Origin of the sequence: Treponema sp. OMZ 803 (genome assembly GCF_024181165.1) — a bacterium.
GTDB lineage: Bacteria > Spirochaetota > Spirochaetia > Treponematales > Treponemataceae > Treponema.
This window is the reverse complement of the sequence record NZ_CP051195.1, coordinates 2596006-2608997: the sequence shown is the minus strand read 5'-3', so window position 1 is coordinate 2608997 and position 12992 is coordinate 2596006. Positions and strand designations below refer to the sequence as shown.

The following is a 12992-nucleotide window of genomic DNA, read 5'->3' as shown; positions in this document are numbered from 1 at the left end:
AGGCTAACGCAAAACTTATTTTTAACCATTAGCCTCAATTTTTCTGCGATTTTTGTCTACTCGGCCTAATGCGTTTACCACCTGTTAGAAAAAATATGCGAAATTTTATTTCCGTAAAATGCAACGGTTGAACAAAATATGAATTTTGGAAACTGTTGCATTCGTGCGCGAAAAGCGCACACATCAATGCGCAAGTTTTCGAAAGAAAACTTGACGGTTAAGGTGAGCGGCGCCATTGTAGACGCTCACCTTATACCTATGAAATTTCGCATAGAAGGAAAACACCCACTTAAAATATTTCTGATGCAGTTGCTGGGGGCGCGGCAGTTTTTGTCTTGAAAACTACCCGATTGCGTTTAAGACTTTGTTCAAGCGATTCTTATCAAAGAGATCCAGCGGGCGGCCTTCCGTAAAGCGGCGTGCCTCTTCTGTAAAGGTACCGGCAGTCATACAAATCCCCTTACCGGCCTTCATCTCTTTAATCCTGCCATGGAAATCACGCAGTACAAGCTCACCGACCGAACCTTGGGAACGGAAGAATCGGAATATTACGAGATCTGCCCATTTTGGCGTGTCGATTTCGGCAACAATATCGGTATAGGTCGCGAGGACGCTGATATCAAGGATCTTTACTTTAGCGTTTGGAAAAAAGCGCGAAACAATCCTGCGGCACAATCCGACAAACTCGCTCTGCCCCGCCATCAAATAGGTATGAAGATTCTTATTCTGATTTAACTCCTGATACCGCATAATGAGGGATGCAACATCTTTATAGCCCGGACTGACGGTCTGGATTTCCTTTAACTGTATTAGTGCCTTTTGTAAGTCCTGCGTTTTGATCCGTGCTGCAGCTAAATTATAACGCAGTTCATTCATGATATCCAACGGAATGCCGTCATGTTTTAGGCCGATTTCAAAATCTTCGATCGACTTCTCCAATTGACCCGCACGCATTCGTATTAAACCTGTATAGAGGCGCGCGCTCTACTTCCGGCGATACTCGTAAATGCGTAAATATCTTTAATGCCTGATCGTTTGAGCCGACTTCATAAAAGCACTCTCCCATCGCAAAGAGGGCTTCCTTATTATCCGGCTGTACATCCAATACTTTTTTTAAACTGGGGAGCGCCTCTTGATATTTCCGTAAACTTTGGAGCGTGTAGCCAAGATATTTTAACGCCATCACGTTATCCGGTTGTGTGAGCAGCGCTTTCCGTAAAAATGGAACTGCTTTTTCATATTCTTTCTGGATATAATAAATATACCCAAGGTTATAGTTTATTTCAAAATGGTTTGGATTGATATTTTTTGCTAGTAACAGCCCCTTTTTTGCTTCTACAAACCGGTCTGTTTTCATTGCGCTGATGCCGTACCGCAAACTGATTTCAAATTGCTCCGAGGGGATGCGCTCGCTCATCTGATCTAAAAGGGGGGCATAAGAAGCATGCTTTTCCCAATCTTGATCCTGGAAGTATATATCTCCGACCATTAAAAGAGCGGTGCTGTCATTTGGATTTTGTGCGAGCCGCTTTGTTGCTTCGCGTATCACTGCGGCCTTATTTTTTTTGCCAACTGATAACGATCCGCGGCCTTTGAGGCCTGTCATAGCGACCGTTACAACTGCAACAACTGCGATAATGATAAAAAGAGAGATAATTACAACAGACATACTTTATGTATTATCTTATCTATTGACATAACTGTCAAGATAAGACCAGAGTCTGAAATATTGCTTATTTACGTGTGCGGTGTCGCACGATATTCACCAAAAGATCCCACAATGGAATTAAATAAAGGAAAAAGGCCGATAAGAGAGCCGTGGCTGGAGCGCCAATAGAAGCCAACGGAATACTTACCGCTATCGACCACGGCATCAGCGGTGCAACGACGACGGCGGTATCCTCCAAGTAAGAGGCAAAGGTGTTTTTATCTTCTATAAGATCATCACAAACTTGATGAGTCAACATAATTGCCAATGTTTGATTGCAGGCAATCGCCGAAGCAAAGACGGAAGCGGTAAGGACACTACCGAATGCGGTAATCCGGTTACTCAGTCGTCGCATAATCCGCTGCATTCCCTCAAAAAAATGAGTTCCCTTAAACATTCCTGAATAGCAGGACGAAATACAGATAATTATGGACGCCCGTATCATTGAAATAATACCGCCGCCGGACATAAGCTTTGCCAACTCCGTATCTTGAGGATGAAAGCCTAAAAAGATTATTTTCACCAGCTCCGACGTATGTATATGCTGAAAAAATATGGCACAAACCAAACCGGCAAGACAGCTTATCGTCATCGTTATTTTTACATCGATTTTAAGTAACGAAAAAAAGATGATAATGACGGCGGGGATAGTCGTAAAAAGCGAAAGGTTATAGTAATCGGCAAAAATATGAAAGGTCATACCATTTCCCATGCCTGAGTTACTGAGCACACTGTTTTCTGCACTGAAATTGATGATAATCCCGATGATGCCATACAGAACAGCTGTTACGATAAAGGGGATAAACGCTGTCCTCACCATCGTTTTAATATTATTAAAGATATCGGTGTCTGTTAATTCACTGATTAAATGCGCCCCCGACGACATCGGCGAGCAGCGATCTCCGAAAATATTCCTGAGAGGATGGCTCCGCCTGCGTATACGGCCGGGATATTCATACTGTTTGCCAATGTCATACAGATAATGCCGATAGTTGCAGCACTTCCGAAGGCCGTGCCCATCAGAAATGATACAAAGCAGCATAGTAAAAAGCAGATCAATACCATAATCTGCGGAGCCGCAAACATAGACGCATAATATACGATAAAAGCAATGGTGCCGCACGCACGCCATATTGCAGTGATGCTACCTATCAGTATGAAAATTATCAGGATATTTTTTACGGTTAGGATCCCGTGGAAGGAATAACGGAACATCTTCTTCCACGTTTCTCCCTTGATAAGGCCGAATGCAAAGAAAAGTATATAGCCAAATATTAGCGCATAGAGAATCGAATAGTGAAGAATAACGCAGATAATTAAACTGACGGAAAACAGCAACAGAATACAGAATTCGAGCATAAACCCTCTACGTTCCTTTCCATCATTATTATGCAGAGTTATCTATCTGTCAATGAGGCGCCGTGCAAACGCATCAGGTCATTTTTCTAGCAGCCCCGCAGAATAATGGTGGATTGTGATTGTATCGAGGCAAAAAAAAGGTGATAATCACGGTATGGCTAAAGGAGAGATATAAAGGCCATACAATGACTATCACCGGGACTTGCTGTCGTTTGTCTTAAGCCAACATATAAGGTTTGAGCTTACTGTGCAAGGCTTTTGTAAATTTTTTCTATATTAGAGGTCATCCGTTCCATATAGGATAAACCGTCTTCAGCCGACTCAATCGTATAAATTGTTTGCACCGAAGCCCCGACTTCTTTTGCTAAGGTTGCCGAAACTTGCGGGCTGGCCGCATTTTCGGAGAAAACAACTTTAATTCCATATTGGTTACAATAATCTGCTAATTTTGCTAATTGTTGTGCACTCGGTTCTCCGTCAGAAAATACATCTTCCACGCTATTCTGTTCAAGCCCGAAGTCACGGCAAAGATAGCCGAACGCCGCGTGTCCGGTAACAAAACGGCGATGACTTACCTTTGCAAAGTTATCGCGGTATTTTGCTAAAAGCGCATCAGCATTCGCAATAAAAGCTGCGGCATTCCCCTTATAGAAAGCTGCATTTGCAGGATCTACCTCGCTTAAACCGTCGGCGATATTCTTAACCATCACTTTAGCAGACTCAAGGCTCAACCACGCATGAGGATCAACTGCATCATGGTCGTCGTCATGATCATGGTCATGCTCGTCGTGATCATGATCGTGCTCATCTTCGTGGTGGTGGTGGTGATGATGGTGCCCTTCTGCGAGTTCGATCGGTTTAATACCGTTACTTGCGCAGATAGTCTTTATCGTATCCTGCTTCACCGCATGGAGAGCATCCATAAGCCACGGTTCCATACCCAAACCGTTGTAAACAACGGCTTTTGCCTGCATTAAGAACTTTAAATCTCCTGCCTTGGGTTCAAAATCATGAGCTTCAACTCCCGGCGGGATAATCGTATGGACATACACCTTATCTTTACCCACGATTTCCGTGAGTTCCTTCATCGCATCAAAGGTTGCTGCAACGGCAACTTTTCCTTCCATGTTTTTCTCGGTTTTTCCGCCGGCAAACAGACTTACCGTGACGATGCTGAAAAACATCATACAAACTGCTGTAAAAAACAATTTCTTCATTAAAAACTCCTCTTGCAATGCTAGTTGCAAATCGGTTGCAAGTATACATAAATGCAAAAAGTTTGCAAGTAGCAAATAAGAATAAAAATTAATTAAATCTAAGGAAACACTTTAAAAAAACGAAAGTTTTTAGAGGTTCCCATATATCACACCTTTTATACTTGGGAATTTTTCCGCCCCTTTACAGAACCGGATATTAGTCATACAGTAGCAAGGATGAAACTGCTCCATACCGCCGACCTGCATTTGGGAAAGACGCTGCATGAAACGCCGTTGCTCGGCCTGCAGGAAAAAATGTTGAACGATATTCATGATATCCTTACACGGGACGACTATGCAGCGTTGATTATCGCAGGCGATGTGTATGACCGCGCCATTCCTTCGGCGGAAGCGGTTTCGCTTTTCAGCCGGTTCCTTGCACGGATACGGGAGGATTGTCCCGATACGGCGGTGTTTATCATTCCCGGCAACCACGATTCTGCGCAGCGGCTCGCCTTTGCCCGCGAGATATTGCAAAATCAGCGTATCTATATTGCGCAGGATACGAACAGGCTTACCGATCCGGTGATTCTTACCAAGGGTGAAGAAAAACTTACGGTATACCTGCTCCCGTTTTTAAACTTCGGTGCCTTTTCGGAAGAAACAAAAGAAGCGTGCCACGCCGCGGATGATTCGCAAGCGGAAATGGCGGCGGTTGCGTCGCACATACTGAAACAAGCGGTACGGCCGGATATACCCGCACTGTTAGCGGCGCACCTCTTTACCGTCGGCGGGCAGAGTTCCTCCAGCGAGCGAACCTTTATCGGTACGGCTGAATATGTCGATCCCGACCTTTTTCTTTTCGATTATGTTGCGCTCGGACACTTGCACCGCTGCCAACGGATAACCGACAGAATGTATTATTCGGGTTCTCCCCTTCCCTACTCCTTTGATGAATCGGAGGATGCAAAGTGCGTTATTTCGATAGATATCGACTGTACACCGAAACAAAATACCGCCATCGACAAGGAGATAACGTACTCCGGTGGGGAACTGTTTGATGCGGAGAACCTACAGCCTGCTATAGACGGCACAAAGGCTCCGCTCAACATTGAACGGATACCCATTATTTCCGAACGCCCGCTCAAACGGCTGGAAGGCAATTTTGAAGAGTTTTTTACCGGAAACCGCTACGACGAATGGAGCGGCTGCTATCTGGAAATCACCCTGAACGATGCCGAGGTTATTGCGCACCCGATGCAGCTGCTTCGGCAGAAATTTCCGTTTTTGCTGAGTATCCGGCAAAAGAGTTTTATGAATCGGGAACAGCAGGACGGGGAAGAACAGCTGACACTCCGCGAACGGACGGCGGAAGACCCGCTCACGTTAGCCGAAAATTTTAGCCGCTTTGAAATCGTCATTAACGGTGAACCAAACCAAATGAAGCAGGAGCTTTTTGAACAGCTCTGCAAAGAAACTACGTATGAGACCTAAAGAACTGATACTGCACAACATCGGCCCTTTTACCGGCGAGCATACCGTCAACTTTGACAGCCTCGGCTCCCTCTTTTTAATTTACGGACAAACCGGCGCCGGAAAGACCACGCTCTTCGATGCCATTTCCTACGCTTTCTACGGAAAACCGCTCGGCGGAAGATCGGGCGTTATGCGGAATTTGCGGAGCCACTTTGCAGACGACTACGCCATCTCCGATGTCATACTCACCTTTTTTATCGGAGCGCAGCTGTATCGAATCAAACGGCAGCTGCCGTATACCAAAGAAGGCCGAAAGCTGGAAACTCCGGAAGAAGTCTCCCTCGAATGCTACGAAAACGGCAGCTGGGAAAACCGCTCATCGACTAACAAGCGGGAAACCGATGCTTCAATCCAAAACCTGATTAAACTTTCCGACAAAGAGTTCAGCCGCATCGTCCTTTTGCCGCAGGGAGAATTTGCGCAGTTTTTGCGGGCGCAGTCGAGCGATAAAAAAGAGACGTTGATGCACTTGTTTCCTATCAAACGGTACTCGGATTTGATGCAGGAAGCGAAGCTCCGCGCAGATATACTGCAGCAGGAAGCGCATACAATAGAAGCAAACCTTGAAACCCTGCATACCCGCTTTGTCTACCATCGTTACGAGAGCGACCGCGCAGAGCTGCTGAACGAAATTGACCGTATCAGGGATGAACACGGCGGTATCCTGACCGCCTTACAGACAAAGAATACCGAGCTTGAGCAGGAAAAAATACTCGCAGAGAAGCGAAAAGAGCTGGAGCGGGTTACCGAAGAGCTGAAAGCATGCCGCATCCGCGAAGAGGATATCCGAAATTTAAAAGCGAAGATCGAAAAAGCGCAGCGGGCGGCCCCGCTCGCCGTCCACGTAAATCAGCTCCTTGAGTTGGAAGCGGCATGTGCGGCGGACGAACGACAGATACGGGAAAAACGGGAACGCATGGAAGAACTGACCGCCCGTATGAACGCTTTGCAGGAACGGCACAACGAGATCACCGCAAAAGAACAGCAGCGGGACAACCTCTATGCCGTCATCGACTCGCTGCGGAAAGCCGCCGTGTTGGAACAGGAAATCGGAGCGGAACAAGCCGAAGAAGATAACCTGAAACGCGCCGCCGCCGCCGCCCAAGCGCAACTGCAACGCATCGAAGCGCAGCTCGCCGCCGTTACGGAAAAAACCGCAGCCCTTGCTCCTGCCGTCGATGCGCTTGACGAGCGGGAACACGCCTACCGCAGCCTGCAAACTCGGCTCGACATAGAAAAACAGCTGCACGATATGTTATGCAAACAGGAACAGCTCAATACCTTTTTGCACAGCTATGCGCAGGCCGCGGATAATGCGCGGACACAGCTTGCGGAGCTCGCCCGCGACTGTGATATTCAAACGGAACAGATCAATAAAATAGAAGAAGAAAAAAAAGCGGCGGAACGGCAGCGTGCAGCGGCGGCGCTTGCAGAACATCTCTCCCTGCCCCGTCTGTGGTTCGGTACATCACCCCGCACCGGCTCAAGAAGCTGCACAAAGTGCGTTCAGCTTTGACGAGCGGATAGAAGCGGCAAAACGGAGCGCAGCAAAACTGCAACATGAAAAAGAAAAAGCACAGACGGCGCTCGCCGGTGCGGAGGCTTCGTATACAAATTATCAAAAACAAATAGATGAACGGGCGGCAGCGGCGGCTGATTTACAGCTGCGGTATAAAGAATGCAGCGCGGCGCCCTTTCCGGAAGGAAAGGATGCGGCAGAGAGCCGCATTAAGGAAACCGCTCAGCAGATCAACGAGGCGGTGCAAGCGTACAACGCATCCCGCAAAGCCTTTGCCGAACACAAAACGCTGGAAGAAGAAACCCGCCGTTTGCAGCGGGAGCGGCAGGAATGTACACAGCAGCACCATAGCGCGGAACAGCGCTTAAGCGGAGTTTCTGCCGCGCTGCAAGAAAAACGCCGCCAGTTTGACCAAGCTTTTTCTCAGCTGCCCGAAAACCTGCGCAGCGTTCAGCTGAGCGCGGATACGGAAATTTTGGATAACCAGGGAACCGGCGGCAAAGCCAAAGCCCCCGATGCCCCTATCGGCAATACTGCACCGGAGCAATACGAAGTCCCCGATGCGGAAACCGCGTTGGAGCAATGCGAAGCGCTGCTGCAGGAACTCAAACTGACTATCAACGCCTACCATACCGATGTTGCCGAAGCAACGCAAAACCTTGAACGGATCCGCGGAGAACTTTCCACAGCGGAAACGCACGGAAAGGAACGCGCACAGCAGCGCAGCGAAAAAACAACACAACTCGAAGCCGCGTATATAAAGGAAGGTTTTGCCGATTTGGAAGATCTACAGCAAGCCGTGTGCAGCGAACCGGAAGTTGCGCAGTGGAAAACCGAAATCGACACCTTTTATGAGCAGTACGCGGCGTACAAGCAGGCGGCGGCCGGATTGGAAAAAGACGTTACCGCGACGGAGCCGCGCGACCTCGATGAGCTGGAAACCGCCGTCGAAGCCCTGCGCCAACGGTATGATGAAATACAGGCGCGGCTCGAAGTCCTCAATACGGAGAAAGCAAAGCTGGAGGAACTGCACGCCCAGCATACGGAACTGACAAAAGCCCTCACAGTCAAAACGGCGGAGGCGCAAAATTGGGTAACCCTTGCGAAAGACCTCTGCGGCAGCAATCCGCGGAAACTCCAGTTCGACACGTGGATTCTTTCCGCCTTTTTGCACGAAGTAACCGTGTTTGCAAATAAACGGCTTGAGCGGATGAGCGAGGGACGGTACCGGCTTGCAGTCAGCGAAGAGCACGGCACAGGGAACGCATACCGAGGCCTCGATTTGGAAATCGCCGACGCCTACACCGGTAAATGCCGCCCCTCTGCGACCCTCTCCGGCGGGGAAACCTTTATGGCCTCCATCAGCCTTGCACTCGGCCTTGCCGATTCCATTCAGGCACGGGCAGGCGGCATCAGAATAGATTCGATGTTCATCGACGAAGGCTTCGGATCGCTCGACGAAAAAGCCCTGGAAAACGCCGTCAGCATCTTAGACGAAATACGCGGGAACCGGATGGTCGGCATCATCTCTCATGTCGGCGAACTGCAAAGCCGTATTCCACAAAAAATTGAAGTGATAAAAACCGGAACTGGTTCGTCCATCCGTCAAGGTAAGGCGCAACCTTGACTTTACTCGGATGGGAGTATAGTATAGGGACTCTTAATTAATTTTCGGGATTCTTTAAATATCTTAGCTTTAGAGTATCTCGCTTGTCAAAGTAGGTGCTTATGAATTTGAAAAACGCACTGGTTAAAAAACTATACAAACATCCTCGTGTTATTTTAGGTATTATACTCGGCATTACGCTTTTTTTTGCGTTGCAGCTTCCGCGTATCCGATTTGATAATAATAATTTTCGTTTTATACCGGAAAGCGATCCTGCACGAATAGCAGATGCCGAGATGGCAAAGATATTCGGGGATTCGGTACCGCTCCTCATCGGTATTCAACGGCGTTATTCAACGATAATTGATTATAAATTTTTAGAAAAGATGCAGGAGTTGGATAAGCAATTGCTTGCGTTGCCACTTGTAAAAAGTGTCGTTTCGCTTACGACGACAACCCATATCGAAGCTGCAGGCGATTCAATTGTAAGTGGAAAACTTGTGCCGGAACATTTAACCGGTTCGCCGGAAGAATTGAACACAATTACCGAACGACTTCGCTCGTTGGATACCTATAACCGCAGTTTGGTTTCCGACGATTTAAAAGCAACACAGACTATTATCTTCCTTAATGTAAAACAAGAAGAAAGCGGCTCACCGGAAACGATTGCCGTGTGTCGTAAAGTGATGAGTATCGCGGAGGAATGGGACTTTCCGGATTCCGTTGCCTACGTAACCGGAGCGCCGGTATTCAGCGAAATTGTCAACGAAGCAACAAGTCATGATTTAATGTTCCTTGTGCCTATCGTCGTCATCGTAGTGGCGGGGGTCTTGTTTTTTTCGTTTAGAAGATTTACCGGCGTGTTCTTGCCGCTGCTCACCGTTATTATTTCATGTATTTGGGCAATCGGTGCGATGGCGTTGCTGCAAATTCCGTTGACCATCCTTTCGACGGTACTGCCCGTTATTCTGATTGCCGTCGGCAGTGCGTATGGCATCCATGTTATCAATCACTATTTTGATGAAGTAACACAGAGTAAGGAAATCTCTCGAGAAACTCACTCAGCGCAGATTGTTGAAGCTATGTCACGGGTTATTCCGCCGGTTTTTTTAGCGGCGCTTACGACCTTTGCAGGCTTTGTCTCGTTCTGCTTTACAAGCGTCGTCCCCATTTTTGAGTTTGGTATATTTTCGAGCTTCGGTGTACTTTCTGCCTTTATCGTTGCGGTAACGCTTATCCCGGCAATTCTTATTTTGCGTGGCCCCCGTAATCCGACCATCGGAGGGCGTTTCGGCGTTCAACCGAGCCATACCGGTATTATCGATCGGATTATTGCCGATACACTGATGATTGTCCATGCACATAAACGGAGCGTGCTGCTGATCAGCCTTGGTTGTATCATCTTTGCGGGGTTGGGAATTTCAAAACTCGTTATCGATAACGTATTAATGGAATACTTTGAACCGGATGTACAGGTCGTTCGATCCGATACCTTTATCCGCGAAAATTTCGGCGGTTCTAAATTGCTGAATTTAATTATAAAGGGAGAGAAACAAGGGGATGTTATCCGCCCTGACGTATTGCAGGCAATCGATTCTCTTGCCGTATATGCGGAAGAAAATATTCCCGAAGTTGGAAAAGTTACCTCACTGGCGGATGTTATTAAACGGTTCAATCAAGTGTATAACGCGGATGCGCCTGCGGCAGGACTTACGCCTACCGGTGCAAACTCTACCGAAAAGGGAGAAAAAGATACGTTTGGAGATTTTGGCGACTTCGGAGATGCTGACACCTCATGGGGCTTTGATAATATTGGCTCATGGAGTGATTCGGAACCGCCCGTTTCGACATCCAGTGAAACAGGGCATGCTACTATGGAAACACAAAAAGAACCGGTATATACTTTTCCCGAAGTCATCGAAAAACTTGCAGCTGCTCAAGCAGCCCGCCACGGCAGATATGTTTCCGCGACCGAATTGGTCGATGCGTTAAAGAAAGATATCAATTATAAAGGCGCTGCCTACTACGAAATTCCTACGGATCCTCAAAAATACGGCAAAGAGACGCAGGAAGAACTTTCAATGCTTATCCAAAATTACCTCTTGCTTATGGGTGGTAACGTACAGGATTTTATCGATGACATACATACCCCTGCTACGCTTAAAGTAAATATTCAGCTCAGAACGGTCGGTCAACACGATAGCGAACAAGCCTTGCAAGCGATAATGGCGTATGTTAAGGCCAATTTTCCCAAGGACATATCCGTAGAAGCAAACGGCTCAATGTTCATCGAACAGTCGTTAAATACCCTTGTGGTACAGTCTCAGCTGATTTCCGTGGCGGTATCGTTCGGTATCGTATTTCTCATTTTAGCGATTTATTACCGGTCTATTATCGCCGGTATTATCGGAATTATCCCGCTGATGATATCCGTTGCGCTGAACTTCGGGTTTATGGGAATTGTCGGTATAAAACTCAATATCGGGACGGCGATGGTCGCGAGTTTTGCAATCGGTATCGGTATCGATTATACCATCCACTATTTGGCGGCTTATCATCATGAATATACCAAACGGCGCGACGACCGGAATTTTCTTATCCATACATTCTACGGTTCGGGCAAAGCAATCCTGTTTAATGCGGTATCCGTCGGAGCAGGCTTTGCCGTTTTAATGCTTTCAAAGTTTAATATGCTGTCAGAACTCGGCTTGCTGATTGCCTTGGTAATGGCGACGAGCTCTTTCGCAAGCTTAACGGTACTACCGACCATTCTTTCGATTGTAAAGCCGCGGTTTATTACGAAGCCGCTGCCGGGGGATAGTACAGAACCGTAGGCTTTGATATCTTTTTAAAAGATTTTTATGGAGGTATATAACGATGAAAAAATTACTAATGCTTTGTTTTTTATTGCTCTGCAGCATCACAGTGCTTTTTGCCGAAGAAACCGCTGAATCCATTATGAAGGGAGCTCCGTCAAAAATAACGATTGAAACAATCGGGACGCGGGCAAAGATGGAAATCCAACGAAACGGCACGACGATGGCGGAACTATTAGTCGATCAATATTCCGTGCAAAAAGAAAATGATCACCGCACCTTTTTGGAAATCAAAGCGCCTGCAAATGTAAAGGGGACACGTTTTTTGATGATTGCAAAAGACGGAGTTACCGATCAGCGGATTTATCTACCCTCGCTTGGAAAAGTACGCCGTATTACCGGTGAGTCGGAAGGAACCGAAAGTTTTCTCGGTACCGATTTTTCATATAATGACATGTCGTATTTGCAGCGGGACAGCAGTTTGGATATGTATAAACTGCTGCGCGAAGAAGAGTATGGCGGAACTCTCTGTTATGTTATTGAAGGTATCCCTAAGGATACAAAATCGGAATATTCTAAAACCAATGTGTGGGTAGAAAAAAATACCAAACATCTGGTAAAAATTGCCTTTTATGATCGAAAAAACGTATTGGTAAAAATCATGGAAATGAGCAATTACGAGACAACCCAAGGTGTGGATACCCCGCGGGTTACTAAAATGACCACTCTTGCAACAAATACATCGACAACCATTAACATTATAAAAATGCAATATAATATGAATATACCCGATAAGATTTTTACTCCGCGTTATTTGGAGCAAGGTCGTTAAGTTTCAGCGTATAAAAAATAACCGGTATACCTCTAGGCTATACCGGTTCATTCGCGCGGAGCAGTTAATATCTGCCGTTTTTCGGCTGGGCTCTGCGCTGTAACAGCGTAGGCGTAATTATTCAATTACAGCAACAATATCGCCAGCCTTTAATATCAAGTATTCTTCGCCATCGATCTTAATTTGTGTCCCTGCATATTTATCATGCATCACTTTTTGACCGACCGATACCTTAATCTTTTCTTTATCATCGCCGACGGCAACGACAACTGCCGTCTGTGTTTTTTCCTGTGCGGTATCGGGAATGATAATTCCGCTTGCGGTTTTAGTTTCTACCTTATCGACTTTTACTAAAACACGGTCTGCTAATGGCCGTACTTTCATGTAAGAACCTCCTATCATAATGTACTTTTCGGTAGC

11 protein-coding genes are annotated in these 12992 nt (G+C 46.7%); 5 read left to right on the top strand and 6 right to left on the bottom strand.

Going from position 1 to position 12992, the window contains the following annotated elements; all coding sequences use genetic code 11:
• Window positions 1-342: 342 nt before the first annotated feature.
• The 5 genes from ABH09_RS11915 to ABH09_RS11895 form a co-directional block, all read right to left on the bottom strand.
• On the bottom strand, window positions 343-939 hold the full coding sequence (locus tag ABH09_RS11915; RefSeq protein WP_253714579.1) for a restriction endonuclease: 597 nt from the start codon (window positions 937-939) through the stop codon (window positions 343-345).
• The gene (locus ABH09_RS11910) at window positions 914-1669 is read right to left on the bottom strand and encodes a tetratricopeptide repeat protein (RefSeq protein WP_253714578.1); all 756 of its coding nucleotides are present in this window, start codon (window positions 1667-1669) and stop codon (window positions 914-916) included. Before ABH09_RS11910 ends, ABH09_RS11915 begins: the two co-directional genes overlap by 26 nt.
• A gap of 64 nt (window positions 1670-1733) precedes the next feature.
• Complete coding sequence (locus ABH09_RS11905; RefSeq protein WP_253714577.1) at window positions 1734-2594, bottom strand: Na+/H+ antiporter NhaC family protein; 861 nt, start codon at window positions 2592-2594, stop codon at window positions 1734-1736.
• Complete coding sequence (locus ABH09_RS11900) at window positions 2573-3067, bottom strand: Na+/H+ antiporter NhaC family protein (RefSeq protein ID WP_253714576.1); 495 nt, start codon at window positions 3065-3067, stop codon at window positions 2573-2575. The genes ABH09_RS11905 and ABH09_RS11900 overlap by 22 nt, the downstream gene beginning before the upstream one ends.
• 242 nt (window positions 3068-3309) lie before the next feature.
• Window positions 3310-4284 (bottom strand): metal ABC transporter solute-binding protein, Zn/Mn family, encoded by a 975-nt coding sequence (locus ABH09_RS11895; protein WP_253714575.1) that lies wholly within the window; start codon window positions 4282-4284, stop codon window positions 3310-3312.
• A gap of 216 nt (window positions 4285-4500) precedes the next feature.
• Between ABH09_RS11895 and ABH09_RS11890 the strand changes: the two genes are divergently transcribed.
• The 5 genes from ABH09_RS11890 (at window position 4501) to ABH09_RS11870 (ending at window position 12572) form a co-directional block, all read left to right on the top strand.
• On the top strand, window positions 4501-5757 hold the full coding sequence (locus tag ABH09_RS11890) for an exonuclease SbcCD subunit D (protein WP_253714574.1): 1257 nt from the start codon (window positions 4501-4503) through the stop codon (window positions 5755-5757).
• Entirely contained in the window at window positions 5747-7315 is a 1569-nt protein-coding gene (locus ABH09_RS11885) for an AAA family ATPase (RefSeq protein ID WP_253714573.1), read from the top strand. Before ABH09_RS11890 ends, ABH09_RS11885 begins: the two co-directional genes overlap by 11 nt.
• Complete coding sequence (locus ABH09_RS11880) at window positions 7227-8945, top strand: SbcC/MukB-like Walker B domain-containing protein (RefSeq protein WP_253714572.1); 1719 nt, start codon at window positions 7227-7229, stop codon at window positions 8943-8945. Before ABH09_RS11885 ends, ABH09_RS11880 begins: the two co-directional genes overlap by 89 nt.
• A 101-nt stretch (window positions 8946-9046) precedes the next feature.
• A complete protein-coding gene (locus tag ABH09_RS11875; RefSeq protein WP_253714571.1) occupies window positions 9047-11758 on the top strand; it encodes an efflux RND transporter permease subunit in 2712 nt (903 codons plus the stop codon).
• Between the two features lie 43 nt (window positions 11759-11801).
• Window positions 11802-12572 carry an outer membrane lipoprotein-sorting protein gene (locus tag ABH09_RS11870; protein ID WP_253714570.1) on the top strand — a complete coding sequence of 257 codons (771 nt, stop codon included), beginning with the start codon at window positions 11802-11804 and terminating at the stop codon, window positions 12570-12572.
• Window positions 12573-12689: 117 nt separating this feature from the next.
• Here ABH09_RS11870 and ABH09_RS11865 read toward each other — a convergent pair whose 3' ends face one another.
• Entirely contained in the window at window positions 12690-12956 is a 267-nt protein-coding gene (locus ABH09_RS11865) for a co-chaperone GroES (protein ID WP_006188806.1), read from the bottom strand.
• Window positions 12957-12992: the final 36 nt, after the last annotated feature.

What these genes read in the sequence shown, in the direction of transcription:
- ABH09_RS11870 (WP_253714570.1), top strand. Translation starts at nt 11,802, where the DNA reads ATGAAAAAATTACTAATGCTTTGTTTTTTATTGCTCTGCAGCATCACA.
- ABH09_RS11885 (WP_253714573.1), top strand. Translation starts at nt 5,747, where the DNA reads ATGAGACCTAAAGAACTGATACTGCACAACATCGGCCCTTTTACCGGC.
- ABH09_RS11865 (WP_006188806.1), bottom strand. Translation starts at nt 12,956, where the DNA reads ATGAAAGTACGGCCATTAGCAGACCGTGTTTTAGTAAAAGTCGATAAG.
- ABH09_RS11895 (WP_253714575.1), bottom strand. Translation starts at nt 4,284, where the DNA reads ATGAAGAAATTGTTTTTTACAGCAGTTTGTATGATGTTTTTCAGCATC.
- ABH09_RS11905 (WP_253714577.1), bottom strand. Translation starts at nt 2,594, where the DNA reads ATGTCGTCGGGGGCGCATTTAATCAGTGAATTAACAGACACCGATATC.
- ABH09_RS11910 (WP_253714578.1), bottom strand. Translation starts at nt 1,669, where the DNA reads ATGTCTGTTGTAATTATCTCTCTTTTTATCATTATCGCAGTTGTTGCA.
- ABH09_RS11900 (WP_253714576.1), bottom strand. Translation starts at nt 3,067, where the DNA reads ATGCTCGAATTCTGTATTCTGTTGCTGTTTTCCGTCAGTTTAATTATC.
- ABH09_RS11875 (WP_253714571.1), top strand. Translation starts at nt 9,047, where the DNA reads ATGAATTTGAAAAACGCACTGGTTAAAAAACTATACAAACATCCTCGT.
- ABH09_RS11890 (WP_253714574.1), top strand. Translation starts at nt 4,501, where the DNA reads ATGAAACTGCTCCATACCGCCGACCTGCATTTGGGAAAGACGCTGCAT.